The following is a 16,768-nucleotide window of genomic DNA, read 5'->3' as shown; positions in this document are numbered from 1 at the left end:
CCCGGAGGGGCGCCTGGTGCCGCCGACGACCCTGCAGGTCGCCCTGAACGGCGGGGTCGGCGACCACCGGATGCCGCGCACGCCGCAGGAGACCGCCCGGCAGGCCGCTGCGTCCGTCGCCGAGGGGGCGACCTCGATCCACCTCCACGCCTACGACGACGACGGCGTGGAGACGCTCGAGGCCGGGTCCGTCGCCGCGACGCTGACGCCGCCCGGGCCCGCTGCCCGGGGGTCCGTCCTGCCGGACCTCGTCCCCGCCGACCAGGGCGAGGACGGCATCGGCGAGCTCGCCGCGATGCTGGCCGCGCGGGGCGTGGGCGTCGCCACCTGGTCCGTCCTGGCGGACGGGACGCCGGCGCCGGACGACGCCGGGCTCGTGGCGGCCGCGGCCGCGCTGCTGGGGAGCCGGTGACAGGAGTCGAACCCGCGACATCCTCTTTACAAGAGAGGCGCTCTACCTACTGAGCTACACCGGCGTGCCGCGGCCCCGGGTGAGCGGGTCCGCAGCGGCGGGCCTCATCGTACGGACGTCTCCGCCGGGTCCGGCTCGCGGACCCGCTCCGCCTCCACCCGCAGGGCAGCGAGCGCGAACGCGATCTCGGGCTGCTGGTCGGTGCCGCCGCGCACGAGGGTCCGCACGTGCCGGGCGGGGGTGGGGTCTCCGCGCAGCGGGACGCGGACCAGGTCGTCCTGGCCGGGCAGGCGGGCCAGCCGCGGGATCAGCGCCACGCCGAACCCGGCCGCGACCAGGGCGGCGCCGGTGTCCCACTCCACGACGCGGTGCAGGTGGCGGGGGGTGAAGCCGGCGGCCAGGCAGGCGGTCGCGACGAGCTCGTGGTGCGCCGACCCCGGCCGGTCCATGATCCAGGCCTCCTCGGCGGCGTCGGCCAGGAGCACCGAGGGGCGCCCGGCCAGCCGGTGGTCGCTGGGGACGAGCAGGTCCAGGCGGTCCTCCATCAACGGCTCCTGCACGAAACGCGGGTCGTCGGTGGGCGGGAGCTCGGTGGTGCCGACCACGACGGCGACGTCGACGGTGCCGGCCAGCAGCATGTCGACGCACACGCTCGGGTCGGCCTCGACGATCTGGATGCGGGAGTCGGGGAACTCCCGCATTGCCCGGATCGCCACCGGGGGCAGGAGCGCGGAGGCCGCCGTGGAGAAGCCGGCCAGCGCGAGCCGACCGGTGCTGCCGCCGGCGGTCTCGTGCAGCTCGCCGCGGATCGCCTCCCAGTGCGCGAGCAGCGCGTCGGAGCGGCGCAGCAGCAGGGTCGCCGCGGCGGTCAGCCGGACCTTGCGTCCCTCCGGCTCCAGCAGGACCACGCCGAGGTCGCGACCGAGGCTCTTCAGCTGGTGCGAGACCGCGGAGGGCGTGTAGCCCAGGTCGTGCGCGGCCGCGGTGATCGTGCCGGCGCGGGCCACCACCCGGAGCACGTGGAGACGGCTGTCGATCATGCAAGATGATTGCACGTTAACCGTGCAATTCGTTCGCTGTTCTTCGGCGGTCGGCATGGCCCACGATGAGCACGTGACGCACTTCGACCCCCTGCTCGACGGCTACCGGCTGCGCCACCTGGCGCTCCGCAACCGGGTGGTCAGCACCAGTCACGAGCCGGCGTACACCGAGGACGGGATGCCGAAGGACCGCTACCGGCTCTACCACCTCGAGAAGGCGCGCGGCGGGGTCGGCCTGACGATGATCGGCGGCTCGGCCGTCGTGTCCCCCGACAGCCCGCCGGCCTTCGGCAACATGCTGCTCTACAAGGACGAGGTCGTGCCGTGGCTGGCCCGGCTGGCCGACGACGTCCACGAGGCCGGCGCCGCGGTGATGTGCCAGGTCACGCACCTCGGGCGGCGTACCTCGAACTTCACCGGCGACTGGTTGCCGCTGGTCTACCCCTCGCCGCTGCGCGAGGCGCAGCACCGCTCCTTCCCCAAGACCGCGGAGTCGTGGGACGTCGACCGGATCGTGCGCCACTTCGCCGAGGCCGCCCAGCGCTGCCAGGCCGCCGGCCTCGACGGCATCGAGATCGCCTCCTACAGCCACCTCTTCGACGCCTGGGCCTCCCCGGCCACCAACCACCGCGACGACGAGTTCGGCGGGGACCCCGAGGCCCGCCTGGTCTTCCCGATGCGCGTGCTCGAGGCGGTGCGCGCGGCCGTCGGTCCCGACTTCGTCGTCGGCATCCGGATGGCGATGGACGAGGACCTGCCCGACGGCCTGGGCCTCGACGACGCCGTCGCGGTGCTCCAGCGCTACCGCGAGCACGGCATCGACTTCCTCTCCGTCATCAAGGGCGGGCTCGAGTCCGACGCCCGGCTGGCCGCGACCATCCCCTCGATGGGCACGCCGTCCTCGCCGTTCCTGGAGTTCGCCGGCGAGGTACGCCGGGCGCTGGTCGACCTGCCGGTCATGCACGCCGCCCGGATCGGTGACGTCGCGACCGCCCGTCACGCGCTGCGCGAGGGCCTGCTCGACCTGGTCGGGATGACCCGCCCGCAGCTCGCCGACCCGCACCTGGTCGCCAAGGTCGCCCGCGGCGAGGAGGACCGGATCCGCCCCTGCGTGGGCGCCTCCTACTGCCTGGACGCGATCTACGAGTCCGGCGACGCCAAGTGCATCCACAACCCCGCCACCGGCCGCGAGGCCACGATGCCGCACGTCGTGACCGCGACCGTCGGACGCCGCAGGCGCGCCGTGGTCGTCGGCGCCGGCCCGGCCGGCCTCGAGGCCGCCCGCGTGCTGGGCGAGCGCGGCCACCACGTCGTGCTGATGGAGGCGGCCGACCGCCCCGGCGGCCAGGTGCTCATCGCCTCGTCCACCCTGCGCCGCCGCGACCTCGTCGGGGTCGTCGACTGGCGCGTCGCGGAGGCCAAGCACTCCGGCGTCGACGTCCGGTACGGCGTCTGGGCCGACGCCGCCACCGTCCTGGCCGAGGAACCCGACCTGGTGGTCGTGGCGACCGGCGGCGTGCCCGACACCTCCTTCCTGCCGGCCGCGGCGCAGCCGCTGGTCCTCGACACCTGGGACGCCATCGGCGGCACCGGTGCCGGCGGCCCGCGGGCCGGCGACCGCGTCCTGGTCTTCGACGACCACGGCGGCGAGCCTGGTCTGGACGCCGCGGAGCACCTGGCCCGTCTCGGCGCCCGCGTCGAGCTGGTCACCCCCGAGCGGATGGTCGGGATCTCGGTCGGCTCGATGAACAGCCCGGCGTACCTGCAGGCCTTCGCCGAGCACGGCGTCGAGGTCACCGTCGCGCGGCGCCTGGTCGACGTACGACGCGCGGAGCCCGGCGCGGGAGCGCGCCTGGTCGCGGTCCTGGCCAGCGACTACCTGCCCGGCGCCGAGGTCGAGCGTCTCGTCGACCACGTCGTCGTCGAGCACGGCACCGTGCCCAACGACGAGCTCTACCTCGACCTGGTCCCCGCCTCGCGCAACCTCGGCGAGGTCGACCACGACGCGCTGCTGGCCGGGCGTCCCCAGGAGGTGGTCGCCAACGAGGGCGGCCGCTTCGACCTCTGGCGCGTCGGCGACGCCGTGGCCAGCCGCAACATCCACGCGGCCGTCTACGACTCCCTGCGCCTGTGCACGACCGTCTGACCACCTCCCCACCCACCCGGAGGACCCCCGCCATGTCCTTGTTGGAACCAGCCCTCGACCCCGTCCCGGCCGCCGCCCCGGCGCGACCGCTCACCCCGCAGCGCGAGGCGCTGCTGCGCGCGCTCGACGCCCGGACGCCCGGCCACAGCCTGCCGGCGCCGCTCTACACCGATCCCGACCTGCACCAGGCCGAGCTCGAGCTGCTCTGGCAGCGGCAGTGGGTCTTCGTCGGCACCTCCGCCGAGGTCCCCGAGCCGGGCGACTACGTCACCCTCGACATCGGCCGGGCCTCGGTGATGGTGCTGCGCGACGACGACGAGCAGGTCCGTGCCTTCCACAACGTCTGCCGCCACCGCGGGGCCCGCCTGGTCACCGAGGACAAGGGCTCGGTCGGCAACATCGTGTGCGGCTACCACCGCTGGACCTACAGCACCGACGGCCGCCTCGTGCACGCCCCGCAGCTCGGCCCCGACATCGACCCGGCCTGCCTGTCGCTGCTGTCGGTGCACGTCCGCGAGATCGAGGGCCTGCTGTTCGTCTGCCTGGCCGCCGACCCGCCCGACGACGTCGAGGACGTCGCGCGGGTGATCGCGCCGTACTTCGCGCCGCACCACCTCGGCAGCGCCAAGGTGGCCGCCCAGATCGACCTCGTCGAGGACGGCAACTGGAAGCTCACCATGGAGAACAACCGGGAGTGCTACCACTGCGACGGCCACCCGGACCTGCTCTGCACCTTCTTCCAGACCTGGGGCCTGGCCGAGCACCAGGTGCCGGACCGGATGCGCGCCTCGCACGAGCGGTTCCTGCTCGCCGACGCCGAGCTGGCCCAGCGGTGCGCGGCGCAGGGGCTGCCGTACCCGACGATCAGCGACCTCGTCGACCGCCCGCTCGGCTTCCGCGTCGAGCGCAGCCCGATGGACGCCGCCGGCGAGTCGTTCAGCCGCGACGGCACCCGCCTGGTGCAGCGAACCCTCGGTGACGTCGACGGCTTCCGGATGGGCCGGCTCGGCCTGCACGCCCAGCCCAACCTGTGGCTGCACGTCTGCGCCGACCACGCCGTCACCTTCGCCGTCTTCCCCGTGGGCGTCGACAAGACCCTGGTGCGCACGACCTGGCTGGTCGACGCGGACGCCGTCGAGGGCGTCGACTACGACGTCGACGCGCTGACCGAGGTCTGGCGCCACACCAACGAGGAGGACGCCGCCTTCGTCGCGCTCGCCCAGCGCGGCGTCTCCGACCCGGCGTACGTCCCCGGCCCCTACACCGAGACCGAGGCCCAGGTGGACGCCTTCGTCTCCTGGTACGCCGCCCGCATCCGCGAGGAGATCGTCCGATGACCGAGCTGCGGCACGACGCCTGGACCGACCCGGGGCCCACCCCGGGCCTACGGCTGGTGCCCGACCTGCCCCGCGCGGTCGGCGACGGGCTGCTCGCGCCCGAGGCCGGCCTGGACCAGGAGATGGTGCTGCGCCGGCGGGTGCCGGTGACCCACGACGTGGTGACCCTGGTGCTGGAGCCGACCGTGCCCGGCACGTTCGCCTACGCCCCGGGGCAGTTCGTGACGATGGTCGTCGACGTCGACGGGGTCCCGGTCGAGCGCTGCTACACGCTCTCCTCGCCGCCCACCCGGCCCCACCTGCTGACGATCACGGTCAAGCGGATGGAGGGGGGCGCACTGTCGCCGTACCTCCACGACCGGCTCCGCCCCGGCGACCGGGTGTCGGTGCGCGGGCCGAACGGCGACTTCACCGTCGCCGCGCACCCGGCCGCGCGCTACCTGCTGCTGTCGGCCGGCAGCGGCGTCACCCCGACCCTGTCCACGGTGCGCACGATGGCCGACCTCGGCGAGCTCGACGACGTGGTGGTCGTCCACAGCGCCCGGACGCCGGCCGACCTCGCCTGCCGCGGCGAGCTCGACGCGCTCGCCGCCGACCACCCCGGCCTGCGGGTGGTCTGGGTCTGCGAGGACGACTCCCCCGGCTCCGCCTCCTGGCAGGGCCCCCGGGGCCGGCTCACCGCCGACCTGCTGGCCGCGCAGGTGCCGGACGTGGGCGACCGCGAGGTGTTCACCTGCGGACCCCCGGGCTACATGACCGCGACCCGGGCGCTGCTCGCCGAGGTGGGCGTGGACCCCCTGCGCTGCCACGAGGAGAGCTTCGTGCTCGGGGAGTCGGCCGCGCCCGCCGTCCCGGCCCTGCCCGAGACCGGCGACGCCCCCGTCGCGCTGACCGAGGTCCCCGCCGCCGTGCCGGGGACCGCGACCGTCACCTTCGGCCGCTCCGGTCGCGAGGTCGTCTGCGCGCCCGGGACCACCGTGCTCGCCGCGGCCCAGCAGGCCGGGGTGTCCCTGCCGAGCTCCTGCGGCGGCGGGCTGTGCGGGACCTGCAAGTCCGGCCTGCTCGCCGGCAAGGTCGAGATGAGCCACCAGGGCGGGATCCGCCCGCGCGAGGTCGCCGCCGGCAAGTTCCTGCCCTGCTGCTCCACCCCCGACGGCGACATCGTCGTCGACGCCTGACCCCCACCTGCGCGACCAGCCGAGACGACGGAGACACCCGATGGACCAGACCTCCTCCCTGACCGCGGACGCCGTCGTCGTCGGCTCCGGCGTGATCGGCTCCGCCGTCGCGCTCGAGCTGGCCCGCGCCGGTCGCTCGGTGCTCGTGCTCGACAAGGCGGCCGGGCCCGGCCACGGGTCGACGTCGGCCTCCAGCGCGGTGATCCGGTTCCTGTACTCCACCTTCGACACCACCGCCACGTCGTGGGAGGCCAAGTTCATGTGGGAGGCGTGGGCCGAGCACCTCGGCCTGCCGGGCTTCGAGCCGCTGGCCGACCCGCCCGCGCTGACGGCGTTCCACCGCACCGGGATGCTGCACCTCGACGTGCCGGCGGTGCCGAGCGACCACAGCCAGGAGCTGCTGCGGGCCGCGGGCGTGCCGTTCGAGTACCTCGACGCCGACGCCCTCGCGGCGCGCTTCCCGCACCTCGACGTCGGGGCGTACTGGCCCAACAAGCCGGTCACCGACGACGCGTTCTGGGAGGAGACCGACCAGCGGCTCGGCGCGATCTACACCCCCGACGCCGGTTACATGGACGACCCGCGGCTGGCCGCGGACAACCTCGCGTACGCCGCCCGGCTGCACGGCGCGCGGACGGCGTACCGCGCCGAGGTCGTCTCCTGCGAGCGCGTCGGCGAGGTCTGGGTGCTGGTGCTGGCCGACGGCCGACGGGTCGAGTCGCCGGTCGTGGTCAACGCCGCCGGGCCGTGGTCGGGGGCGTTCAACACCCTGGCCGGGGTCGGCGCGGAGTTCACCGTCGGCGTGCGCCCGCTGCGCCAGGAGGTGCACCAGGTCGCCCGGCCGGCCGCCTGGGACGGGCGCGAGGACCCGGCGCCGGGCGTCTTCGACCTGGACCTCGGGACGTACATGCGCCCCGGCCCCAGCGGGGCGTGGGTCGTCGGCGGCAGCGAGCCGGACTGCGACCCGATGGAGTGGGTCGAGGGCGGCGCCGCCGGGATCGACGCGGTCGACCAGCACGTGTCGCTGGAGCGGTACGAGGCGCAGGTGACCCGGGCCGCGCGCCGGCTGCCCGACCTGACGATGCCGAACCGGCCCTCCGGCGTGGTCGGCGTCTACGACGTCGCCGACGACTGGACCCCGATCTACGACCGCACCGACGCCCCCGGCTTCTACGTGGCCATGGGCACCAGCGGGAACCAGTTCAAGAACGCCCCGATCGCCGGGCGCTTCCTGGCCGCGATCGTCGACGCCGTGGAGAACGGCCACGACCACGACGCGAGCCCGGTGACCTACGTGGGCGAGCACACCGGTCTCAAGATCGACCTCTCGGCCTTCAGCCGGGTGCGCGAGGTCAACGACGCGAGCAGCTGCACCGTCCTGGGCTAGCCGAGATGACGCTCGCGGACAGCCGAGATGACCCTCGCGGCGCCTCGAGGTGACGACTCCGGCGCCTCGCCGGCCCCGTACGCCGTCCCGGTGGGCCTAGGCTTCGCCCATGGCGCTGCACATCGTGGCCCACCGGCCGGACCCCGCGGTGATCTCGCTGCCCTGGGGGACGCCGCTGGATGAGTGGACCGACGACTTCGTCGTGCCGCTCCCGCGCGGGCTGTCGCGCCACGTGGTGCGGATCGTGCGGCTGCGCGGGGAGACGTACGCGGTCAAGGAGACGGTCGAGGAGATCGCCTTCCGGGAGTACCGCCTGCTGCGCGACCTGCAGCGGATCGGGCTGCCCGCGGTGATGCCGCAGGGCGTGGTCACCGGGCGCACCGACGCCGCCGGCGAGGAGCTCCCCGCTGCGCTGGTGACCCAGCACCTGTCCTTCTCGATGCCCTACCGCAGCCTGTTCGCGCACGGGCTGCGCGCCGACAACCTGCCCTCGCTCGTCGACGCGCTCGTGGTGCTGCTGGTGCGGCTGCACCTCGCCGACTTCTACTGGGGTGACGTGTCGCTGTCGAACGTGCTGTTCCGGCGCAACGCCGGCGGGTTCGCGGCGTACCTCGTCGACGCCGAGACCGGTGAGCTGCGCACGCAGCTGTCGCGCGGGATGCGCGAGCACGACGTCACCGTGGCCACTGAGAACGTGTTCGCCGAGCTGCTCGACCTGCAGGCCAGCGGCGCCGTCGACACCGACCTGCGCCCGCACGACGTCGTCGCGATGCTGCAGGAGCGCTACGCCGCGCTGTGGGACCAGCTGACCGGCGCCGAGGAGTTCTCGCTCGAGGAGATCTGGCGCATCGAGCGGCGCATCGAGCGGCTCAACGAGCTCGGCTTCGACGTCGAGGAGCTCGACATCATCACCGACTTCGACGGCGACACCGTCCGCATCCAGCCCCAGGTCGTCGAGCTCGGGCACCACTGCCGCGAGCTGCGTGGGCTCACCGGACTCGACGTCGAGGACGCCCAGGCCCGGCGGATGCTCAACGACATCGCGGCGTACACCGCCTTCCACGACCTGGGCCGCGAGGACCGCAGCCTGGTCGCGAACCGGTGGCTCGCCGAGGTCTACGAGCCGCTGATGGCGATGGTGCCGGCCGACCGGCGGGGCAAGCTGCAGCCGGCCGAGCTGTTCCACCAGGTGCTCGAGCACCGGTGGTACCTCTCCGAGCAGGCCGGCCGCGAGGTCGACCTCTTCGAGACCGCACGCGACTTCATCGACACCCAGCTGCCCGAGCGGCCCGACGAGGTCATCACCGCCGACGACCCGTAGCCGAGATGACGCTCGCGGACGGCCGAGATGACGGTCGCGGCGCGTCCACATGACGGTTCTGGACAGGGTCCTCCACCGGTCGCCCGCACGGGAGTGCTCCCGCGGGCCCCGATCGGGCATACCAGGGACATGGAGAACCTGCCCTGGACACCGTTCCTGCTCACCGACCCGGCCCTGGGTCGCGACCCCCGCTCCGTACGCCGTCTCGTGGCGCGCGGAGCGGTCCGCCGCGTGCTGCGCGGGGTCGGGGTGCGCGCCGAGGTGGCGGGCTCCCTGCTGCTGCGCGCCCAGGCGGCCGCGCTCGTGCTGGGTCCGGGGCAGGTCGTGTGCGACTACTCCGCGGCCTGGCTGCACGGGGTCGACGTCGGTCCCGGCCGACCGGGTCGGGGTCCCGACGTGCTCGACGTGGCCTCGGTCGCCGGCCGACGGGCCACCCGCCGCGGCGATGCCGACGGGTGCCGGCGCACGGTCGCCCCGGACGAGGTCACCCGGGTGCACGGGGTCGCGGTCACCACGCCGCTGCGCACCGCCGCCGACCTCGCCTGCCGGTGGGGCCGCGGCGACGCGATGGCGGCGCTCGACGCCTTCGCCCGCCTGCACCAGGTCGACGCCGAGGCGCACCGACCGATGGTCGCCCGCTTCGCCGGGCGGCGCGGCGTCACGCAGTACCGCGAGCTCGTCGCGCGCATCGACCCCCGCGCCGAGTCCCCCCGCGAGTCCTGGCTCCGCCTCACCGCGCACGACCACGGGTTCACCGACCTCGAGCCCCAGGTCGAGACCTGGGTCGAGGGGCGCGGGTGGGTGCGCCTCGACCTCGCCGATCGCCGCCGACGGATCGCGCTGGAGTACGACGGCGCCGACGTCCACGGCGACGACCAGAAGCAGGCGGACGACGAGGAACGCCGGGCGGCGATGGTCCGGGACGGGTGGGTGTTCGTCGTCGTCCGCGGTGGCGGGTTCGTCGAGCCGGGGCTCAGCAGGTGGGTGGGCGAGCTGCGGGACGCCTACGCCGACCACGGCCGCGGTTCGTGCCGGCGCTACGCCCGCGGCGAGGGCGCGGGTCGGCACCCGCGACGGGGCTGAGGTGTCCGGGATCGTCACCTCGGGGCGCCGCGAGCGTCATCTCGGCTGTCCGCGAGCGTCACCTCGGCTAGCGTCGGGCCGTGCTCGAGACCCGCCCGCTGACCGCCGACGACGTGACCGCCTCGAAGGGGCTCGGCCACGAGGCGTTCGGGAACCCGCGCCCCGCCGGCGACCGGGCGGCCGGCGCCTTCCCGGCTCCCGGCACGACCACCTGGGGCACGTTCGATGACGGTCACCTGGTCGCCAAGGCCACCGCCCGGCACGACGTGTCCTACTGGCACGGCCACCAGCTCGAGACCTGCGGGATCGCCGGGGTCGCCGTCGCCGCGGAGCACCGCGGACGGGGCCTCCTGCGCGGGGTGCTGGCCGAGGCGCTGGCCGAGCACGCTCAGACCGTCTCGACCCTGTTCCCGACCGCGCCGGGCATCTACCGCAGCCTGGGCTACGAGGTCGTCGGCTCGCTCGACCACGTCGACCTGCCCACGGCGGCCCTCGCCTCGGTCCGGGCGCCGGACCGCACGACGGTGCGCCGCGCGACGGCGACCGACCTCCCTGCGGTCGACGCGGCGTACGCCCGGTGGGCCGTCACCCGCAACGGCCCCCTGACCCGCACCTCGCCCTGCTTCCCCACCGACACTGACGCGCGGTTCTCCCAGGTCAGCGGGGTGAGCCTGGCCGAGGACGACGGTGGCGTGGTGGGGTACGCCGCCTGGACGCGCGGCCCCGGTTACGGCCCGGGGTCCCGGGTCGACGTCGACGACCTCGTCACGCTGACGCCCGACGCCGCCCGCGCGCTGTGGCGGGTCCTCGGCAGCTTCGCCAGCGTCGCTCCCACGGTCCGGCTGCGCACCTCGGGGGACCACCCCGCCCGGCTCGTGCTGCCGACCTCGACCTGGACGGCGGTCGAGCGCCGCCCGTACATGGCGCGGGTCCACCCCTCCGCCCTCGGCCGGCTCACCGCCGGACCCGACGACGACGTCGAGCTGTCGGTACGGGTGGTCGGGGACCCGCTCGGGGTGCTCGACGGGTCCTGGACGGTCGAGGCGCGTCCGGGCTGGTCGGCCGCCGCACGGATCAGCGACGACGACCGGTTGCCGACCCTGACGCCGCAGGGGCTCGCCCTGGCGTACGCCGGCACGCTGCCGGCGGTCGACCTGCGCGCCGGGGGCCACCTGGTCGGTGGGGACGCGCGCACCGACGCCGTGCTGGACCGGCTGCTACGTCGGCGGGCACCCGCCGTCCTCGACTACTTCTGAGCGCCGCAACCGTCACCTCGACGCGCCGCGAGCGTCATCTCGGCTGTCCGCGAGCGTCATCTCGGCGGGTCAGGCGCGGCGGCGGGCGATCTCGTAGAGCGCGACCGAGGCCGCGACGCCGGCGTTGAGCGACTCCAGCCGGTTGGCCATCGGGATCGAGACCAGCTGGTCACAGGTCTCGGCCACCAAGCGCGACAGCCCGTCGCCCTCGGAACCGACGACGACCAGCAGCGGGCCGTCGGCCAGGTCGAGGTCGGGCAGCGAGACCTCGCCCTCCGCGGCCAGGCCGATCACCATCAGCCCGGCCTGCTGGTAGGCCTTGATCTGGCGCACCAGGTTGACGGTCTGCGCGACCGGGATCCGGGCGGCGGCGCCGGCGCTGGTCTTCCACGCCGAGGCGGTCATCCCCGCGGCGCGGCGCTCGGGCACGACGACCCCGTGCGCGCCGAAGCCGGCCGCGCTGCGCACGACCGCCCCGAGGTTGCGGGGGTCGGTGACGGAGTCCAGCGCGACGATCAGCGGCGGCTCGCCGGCCTGGGCGGCGCGGTCGAGCAGGTCGTCGGGGTGGGCGTAGACGTAGGCCGGGATCCGCGCGGCGAGGCCCTGGTGCACGGCGCCGTTGGTGAGCCGGTCGAGCTCGCCCTTGGTCGTCTGCAGGATGGCGACGCCCTGCTCGGCGGCCAGCGCGAACGCCTCGCGCAGGCGCCCGTCCCGCTCGGCACCGTCGGCGACGTAGACGGTGTTGACCGGCACGCCCTCGCGCAGCGCCTCGACCACGGAGTTGCGACCGGCGACCCACTCGGCGTCGCTGTTGCGTCGACGCTGGCCGCCGCGCGTACCGGGACCGCGTCCCTGGCCGCCGGAGCCGCCGGAGCCGCCCGTGCCCCCGGAACCGCCCGCCGCGGCAGCGCCCGAGCGGTACGACTTGTGGTAGGGCCGGTCCTTGGCCTTCGGCGTCGGGCCCTTGCCCTCGAGCCCGCGCTTCACGCGCCCGCCCGAGCCGGCCGTGGGGCTCTTGCTCGACTTGCGGATCGCGCCCTTGCGCTGCGAATTTCCAGCCACGTCAGTGTCCTTCACGGTGATTGAGGAGCGAGCGGAGCGAGATCCCTGCCATCAGCTGAGGCTCCATCTCGGTCCGTCGGGGGTGTCCTCGACCTCGATGCCGGCCGCCTTCAGGCGGTCGCGGATCGTGTCGGCGGTGGCGAAGTCCTTGCTCGCCCGCGCCGCGTCGCGCTCCGCGAGGAGCGCGCCGAGCAGCGAGTCGAGGGCTGAGGTCAGCGCGGTCTCGCGGTCGGCGTCGCCGCCGGTGGCGCGCCAGGCCGGGTCGGCCGGGTCGAGCCCGAGCACGTCGAGCATCGCGACCACGGCGGCGCCGCGCTCGCGGGCGCGGTCGTGCTCGCCGGCGTCGGCGAGGCGGTTGGCCTCGCGGACGGTGTCGTGGAGCACCGCGACCGCGGCCGGCGTACCGAGGTCGTCGTCGAGCGCCTCGACGAACGCCGCGGGCAGCTCGGCGGCCGGGGTCTCCTCACGGCCGGCGCCGAGGCCGAGGCGGTCGAGCAGCTGCTCGATCCGGCGGAAGCCGACCGCGGCCTCCTCGAGCGCCTCGGTGCTGAACTCGACGTGCGAGCGGTAGTGCGCGGCGACCATGTAGAAGCGCAGCTCGATGCCCCGGACCCGCTCCAGGACCTGGGAGACGACCAGCGAGTTGCCGAGCGACTTGCTCATCTTCTCGCCGGCCGTGGTGATCCAGGCGTTGTGCATCCAGTACGTCGCGAACGGGCGGCCGGCGGCGCGGGACTGGGCCTGCTCGTTCTCGTGGTGCGGGAAGCGCAGGTCGACGCCGCCGCCGTGCACGTCGAAGGCGGGCCCGAGGTACTTGCCGGCCATCGCGGAGCACTCGATGTGCCACCCCGGGCGGCCGCGGCCCCACGGGCTGGGCCAGGAGGCGGTCGTCGGCTCGCCGTCCTTGGCGCCCTTCCACAGGGCGAAGTCGCGCGGGTCGCGCTTGCCGCGCGGGTCGGCGTCGCCGGCGGCCTCCATGTCGTCGATGCCCTGGCGGGTCAGCTCGCCGTACGACGGCCACGACCGGACGTCGAAGTAGACGTCGGCCGACCCGTCCTCGGCGGCGTACGCGTGCCCGCGCTCGATCAGCTGCTCGATCAGCTCCAGCATCTCCGGCACGTGACCGGTCGCGGCCGGCTCGTAGGTCGGGGGCGCGACGTTGAGGGCGGCGTACGCGGCGTCGAGCTGGCGCTTCATCGTCGAGGCCAGCGCGTACCAGGGCGTGCCCTGCTCGTCGGCCTTGGCCAGGATCTTGTCGTCGATGTCGGTGACGTTGCGGATGAAGGTGACCTCGAACCCGCGGTGTCGCAGCCAGCGCTGCAGGACGTCGAAGTTGATGCCGGAGCGCAGGTGCCCGACGTGCGGCTCGGACTGGACGGTGAGTCCGCAGAGGTACAGCCCCGCGTGGCCCTCGACGAGGGGCACGAAGTCGCGCACCCCGCGGGTCGCGGTGTCGTACAGGCGGAAGGTCACCACGACAGTCTAGGGACGACGCGGCCCAGCGTCGTATCCGTGGCTCCCGAGCGCCGCGAGCGTCACCTCGAGGCGCCGCAATCGTCATCTCGGCTGTCCGCGAGGGTCGTCTCGGCGGTGGATCCTGGGACGCGTGGGGCCGGTGGGACGTACCGTGGGCCGATGCGCCTCCCGACCCCCGTCTCCCGCCGCGCCCCCCTCGCCGCCCTCGCCGCCGCGACCGGCGCGATGATGCTGCCCGTGACCCGCGCCGACGCCTCCCCCGCCGCCGCGGCCGGTCCCGCGGCCGCCGGTCCCGGTGCCCGCCTGGTCGACTACCGCCGCTGGGACACCGACGGCGCCTTCGCCTCCGGCACCCGCCGCGGCACCGTGGTGGGCGACGGCCGGCTGCGCCTGGACGCCGCCGGCGCCGCCGGTCTGGGCAGCCGCACGCTGGACGGGCGCCGCTACGACGAGGGCACGTGGCGCTCGGGCTGGCACGAGCCCGGTTTCGCCCTGACCTCGCTGATCCCCTCCTGGTCGGCCGCCACCCCGCGCGACAGCGTGGTCGAGGTGGAGGTGCGCGGCCGCACCGCCGACGGGCGCACGTCCAGCTGGGACCTGATGGCCCGTTGGGCGGCCGGCGACCAGCACGTCCGGCGGACGACCGTGGCCGGGCAGGGCGACGACCTCGCCCGCGTGGACACCGACACCTGGACCGTGACCGCCGCCGGCGGCGTCACCGCCTACCAGCTGCGCGTGCGGCTGCTGCGCCGCGAGGGCCAGCGGGCCACCCCGCGTCTGGAGGCCGTCGGCGCGATGGCCTCCCGCCTGCCCGCCGGCACGCCCGCCCCGACGCAGCCCGGGGACGTCCGCGGCCGGGTGCTCGACGTGCCGCGCTACTCCCAGATGATCCACCAGGGCCACTTCCCGCAGTGGGGCGGCGGCGGCGAGGCGTGGTGCTCCCCCACGGCGACCTCGATGGTGCTGTCCTACTACGACGCGCTGCCGGGGCGCCGCGCCTCCTCCTGGGTGCCGGACGGCCACCGCGACCCCTGGGTCGACGTGGCCGCGCGAGCGACCTACGACCACGGGTACGACGGCACCGGCAACTGGGCCTTCAACACCGCCTGGGCGGCCTCCCGGCTCGGGGGCGGCGAGGCCTTCGTGACCCGGCTGACCGGCGCCCGCCAGGCCGAGCGGTTCATCGCCGCGGGCATCCCCCTGATCGCCTCGGTCACCTTCGGCCCCGGCGAGCTCGACGGCGCCCCGATCGGCTCGACGGCCGGCCACCTGCTGGTGATCGTCGGCTTCGACGCCGCCGGGGACGTGGTCGTCAACGACCCGGCCGCCTCGAGCGCGTCGGGCGTGCGCCGCACCTACGACCGCGCCCAGCTCGAGCGCGCCTGGCTGACCCGCTCCGGCGGCCTGGTCTACGTCCTGCGCGACGCCGACCACCCGCTGCCGCCCCGGGGCGCCGCCACCGCCTGGTGAGCCGCCACCGCCGGGTGAGCCTCAGTCGGCCGTGACGTCGATGGTGTGCCAGCCCGTGGCCCCGTCGGGCAGCACGTCGCGCAGCACCCCGGTCTGCACCTCGCCGTCGGCGTCGGTCGCGCGCACCCGCAGCTGGTGCCGTCCGGCGGACAGGTCGACCGCGGCCAGCCACTGCACCCAGCAGTCCTCGTTCGGCACCGACGCCAGCTCGGCGGCCTGCCAGGCGCCGCCGTCGACGGCGACCTCGACGGCCTCGATCCCGATGCCCTGCGCCCAGGCGGTGCCACCGATCCGTACCCGCCCGGCGGGCACGGTCGACCCGCCCCGGGGCACGTCGATGCGCGAGGCGATCTTGACCGGGCCCTGCTCGCCCCAGCCGCGCTCGGTCCAGTACGCCGTGAAGTCGGCGAAGCGGGTCACCTCGATGTCCACGACCCACTTGGTCGCCGAGACGTAGCCGTACAGCCCGGGCACGATCGTGCGGACCGGGAAGCCGTGCTCGATCGGCAGCGGTCGGCCGTTCATCGCCACCGCGAGCATCGCCTCGCGCCCGTCGGTGACCACCGACAGCGGGGTGCCGCAGGTCCAGCCGTCCTCGGAGGTCTGCAGCAGCGCGTCCGCGCCGTCCTGGACACCGGCCTCCTCGAGGAGGTCGGCCAGGCGCACCCCGGACCACCAGGCGTTGCCGACCAGGGTGCCGCCGACGGGGTTGCTGACGCAGTTCAGGGTGACCCAGGACTCCGTACGTTCTCGTGCCACCAGGTCGTCGAAGCCCAGGTCGAGCTCGCGGTCGACCAGGCCGTGCACGCGCAGCCGCCACGCGCCGGGCTCGATCGCCGGCGGGGCCAGGGAGGTGTCGATCCGGTAGAAGTCCTCGACCGGGGTCATCCACGGCGGGACGCCCTCGATCCCGAGGTCGGCCCCCGCCGGCACCGCCGGCTCGCTCACCCGGGGGATCCGCAGCAGGGCCCGGCTCTGCTCGACCGCGCGACGACCCGACCCGGCCAGGCGCCCGGCCAGCGCGGCCACCGCGCTGACGCCCACGACGGCCCCGGTCCCGATCAGGAAGGTGCGCCGCGAGCTCGCCGGCGCCTCGCTCGCGCCGGCGGCCAGGGCCTCCTCGGTACGCCGCAGCGGCTCGGTCAGCACCGAGAGCGTCCCGACCCACACCAGCAGTCCCGCCGCCACCGGCACCAGGTCCACCACCCCCGTCCCCCGGCGGGCCAGCACCGCGATCCCGCCGACCACGGCGAGGGCCGCGAGCACCGCGACGGCGGCCCACCAGCGGCGGCGGGCCAGGCGCCCGGACCAGGCCAGCACGACGAGGACCACCAGCACCACGCCGCCGAGCAGCAGGGGCTTGTCGGCCCGGCCGACCAGCCCGATCAGGAACTCGGCGACGGGCCCCGGGGTCAGCGACACCACGCCCCCGGCGACCGCGACGACGGGCGACTCGCGGACGGCGAGGAGGGTGGCGACGACGTAGCTGGCGGACAGCCCCGCGCCACCGGCGACGAGGCCGGCCAGGGACCAGGCGCGGGTGGACGTGCTCATGCTCCCGATCATGGCTCAGGCATGATCACGACGTGAATCCGCTCGC

13 protein-coding genes and 1 tRNA gene are annotated in these 16,768 nt (G+C 75.0%); 9 read left to right on the top strand and 5 right to left on the bottom strand.

The genetic code is table 11. From position 1 onward, the window contains the following. Positions 1–16: 16 nt before the first annotated feature. Positions 17–412 (top strand): 3-keto-5-aminohexanoate cleavage protein, encoded by a 396-nt coding sequence (locus ENKNEFLB_RS04620; RefSeq protein ID WP_214058120.1) that lies wholly within the window; start codon positions 17–19, stop codon positions 410–412. Here the strand turns inward: ENKNEFLB_RS04620 and ENKNEFLB_RS04615 are convergent. Beyond that, a tRNA-Thr gene (locus ENKNEFLB_RS04615) sits at positions 404–476 on the bottom strand. The two genes, ENKNEFLB_RS04620 and ENKNEFLB_RS04615, sit on opposite strands and share 9 nt — an antisense overlap. A gap of 40 nt (positions 477–516) precedes the next feature. Continuing rightward, positions 517–1,452: a LysR family transcriptional regulator gene (locus tag ENKNEFLB_RS04610; protein ID WP_214058119.1), complete on the bottom strand. Its 936-nt coding sequence runs from the start codon at positions 1,450–1,452 to the stop codon at positions 517–519. Between the two features lie 73 nt (positions 1,453–1,525). Here ENKNEFLB_RS04610 and ENKNEFLB_RS04605 point away from each other — a divergent pair, with 73 nt between their 5' ends. The 7 genes from ENKNEFLB_RS04605 to ENKNEFLB_RS04575 all read left to right on the top strand — a co-directional run bounded on the left by ENKNEFLB_RS04605 (position 1,526) and on the right by ENKNEFLB_RS04575 (position 11,160). Next, a complete protein-coding gene (locus ENKNEFLB_RS04605; RefSeq protein ID WP_246535841.1) occupies positions 1,526–3,598 on the top strand; it encodes an oxidoreductase in 2,073 nt (690 codons plus the stop codon). Positions 3,599–3,630: 32 nt separating this feature from the next. After that, positions 3,631–4,935 carry an aromatic ring-hydroxylating oxygenase subunit alpha gene (locus ENKNEFLB_RS04600; RefSeq protein ID WP_214058117.1) on the top strand — a complete coding sequence of 435 codons (1,305 nt, stop codon included), beginning with the start codon at positions 3,631–3,633 and terminating at the stop codon, positions 4,933–4,935. Further along, positions 4,932–6,113 carry an FAD-binding oxidoreductase gene (locus ENKNEFLB_RS04595; protein WP_214058116.1) on the top strand — a complete coding sequence of 394 codons (1,182 nt, stop codon included), beginning with the start codon at positions 4,932–4,934 and terminating at the stop codon, positions 6,111–6,113. Before ENKNEFLB_RS04600 ends, ENKNEFLB_RS04595 begins: the two co-directional genes overlap by 4 nt. 40 nt (positions 6,114–6,153) lie before the next feature. Next, positions 6,154–7,500 (top strand): NAD(P)/FAD-dependent oxidoreductase, encoded by a 1,347-nt coding sequence (locus ENKNEFLB_RS04590; protein WP_214058115.1) that lies wholly within the window; start codon positions 6,154–6,156, stop codon positions 7,498–7,500. A 109-nt stretch (positions 7,501–7,609) separates the two neighbouring features. After that, complete coding sequence (locus tag ENKNEFLB_RS04585) at positions 7,610–8,821, top strand: DUF4032 domain-containing protein (RefSeq protein WP_214058114.1); 1,212 nt, start codon at positions 7,610–7,612, stop codon at positions 8,819–8,821. A gap of 129 nt (positions 8,822–8,950) precedes the next feature. Further along, the gene (locus ENKNEFLB_RS04580) at positions 8,951–9,904 is read left to right on the top strand and encodes a hypothetical protein (protein ID WP_214058113.1); all 954 of its coding nucleotides are present in this window, start codon (positions 8,951–8,953) and stop codon (positions 9,902–9,904) included. Between the two features lie 80 nt (positions 9,905–9,984). After that, entirely contained in the window at positions 9,985–11,160 is a 1,176-nt protein-coding gene (locus tag ENKNEFLB_RS04575; RefSeq protein ID WP_214058112.1) for a GNAT family N-acetyltransferase, read from the top strand. A 69-nt stretch (positions 11,161–11,229) separates the two neighbouring features. Here ENKNEFLB_RS04575 and rlmB read toward each other — a convergent pair whose 3' ends face one another. Together rlmB and cysS are read right to left on the bottom strand one after the other, a co-directional pair. Beyond that, positions 11,230–12,222, bottom strand: a complete 993-nt coding sequence (gene rlmB, locus ENKNEFLB_RS04570; RefSeq protein ID WP_214059321.1) for a 23S rRNA (guanosine(2251)-2'-O)-methyltransferase RlmB — start codon at positions 12,220–12,222, stop codon at positions 11,230–11,232. Between the two features lie 51 nt (positions 12,223–12,273). Then, the gene (cysS, locus tag ENKNEFLB_RS04565) at positions 12,274–13,695 is read right to left on the bottom strand and encodes a cysteine--tRNA ligase (RefSeq protein WP_214058111.1); all 1,422 of its coding nucleotides are present in this window, start codon (positions 13,693–13,695) and stop codon (positions 12,274–12,276) included. Between the two features lie 162 nt (positions 13,696–13,857). Between cysS and ENKNEFLB_RS22845 the strand changes: the two genes are divergently transcribed. Next, complete coding sequence (locus tag ENKNEFLB_RS22845) at positions 13,858–15,168, top strand: peptidase C39 family protein (protein ID WP_214058110.1); 1,311 nt, start codon at positions 13,858–13,860, stop codon at positions 15,166–15,168. A 21-nt stretch (positions 15,169–15,189) separates the two neighbouring features. Here the strand turns inward: ENKNEFLB_RS22845 and ENKNEFLB_RS04555 are convergent, their stop codons facing one another. Continuing rightward, on the bottom strand, positions 15,190–16,722 hold the full coding sequence (locus tag ENKNEFLB_RS04555; protein WP_214058109.1) for a molybdopterin-dependent oxidoreductase: 1,533 nt from the start codon (positions 16,720–16,722) through the stop codon (positions 15,190–15,192). Between the last annotated feature and the right edge of the window lie 46 nt (positions 16,723–16,768).

The organism is Nocardioides aquaticus (assembly GCF_018459925.1).
In the GTDB taxonomy this organism is placed as follows: Bacteria; Actinomycetota; Actinomycetes; order Propionibacteriales; family Nocardioidaceae; genus Nocardioides; species Nocardioides aquaticus.
Note: the sequence above shows the minus strand (reverse complement) of the source record. Positions and strands in the feature narration are given on the sequence as shown.

Excerpts from the sequence above, each read along its gene's own strand:
- ENKNEFLB_RS04610 (WP_214058119.1), bottom strand. The coding sequence starts at position 1,452 with ATGATCGACAGCCGTCTCCACGTGCTCCGGGTGGTGGCCCGCGCCGGC.
- ENKNEFLB_RS04600 (WP_214058117.1), top strand. The coding sequence starts at position 3,631 with ATGTCCTTGTTGGAACCAGCCCTCGACCCCGTCCCGGCCGCCGCCCCG.
- ENKNEFLB_RS04595 (WP_214058116.1), top strand. The coding sequence starts at position 4,932 with ATGACCGAGCTGCGGCACGACGCCTGGACCGACCCGGGGCCCACCCCG.
- ENKNEFLB_RS04590 (WP_214058115.1), top strand. The coding sequence starts at position 6,154 with ATGGACCAGACCTCCTCCCTGACCGCGGACGCCGTCGTCGTCGGCTCC.
- ENKNEFLB_RS04585 (WP_214058114.1), top strand. The coding sequence starts at position 7,610 with ATGGCGCTGCACATCGTGGCCCACCGGCCGGACCCCGCGGTGATCTCG.
- ENKNEFLB_RS04580 (WP_214058113.1), top strand. The coding sequence starts at position 8,951 with ATGGAGAACCTGCCCTGGACACCGTTCCTGCTCACCGACCCGGCCCTG.
- ENKNEFLB_RS22845 (WP_214058110.1), top strand. The coding sequence starts at position 13,858 with ATGCGCCTCCCGACCCCCGTCTCCCGCCGCGCCCCCCTCGCCGCCCTC.
- ENKNEFLB_RS04555 (WP_214058109.1), bottom strand. The coding sequence starts at position 16,722 with ATGAGCACGTCCACCCGCGCCTGGTCCCTGGCCGGCCTCGTCGCCGGT.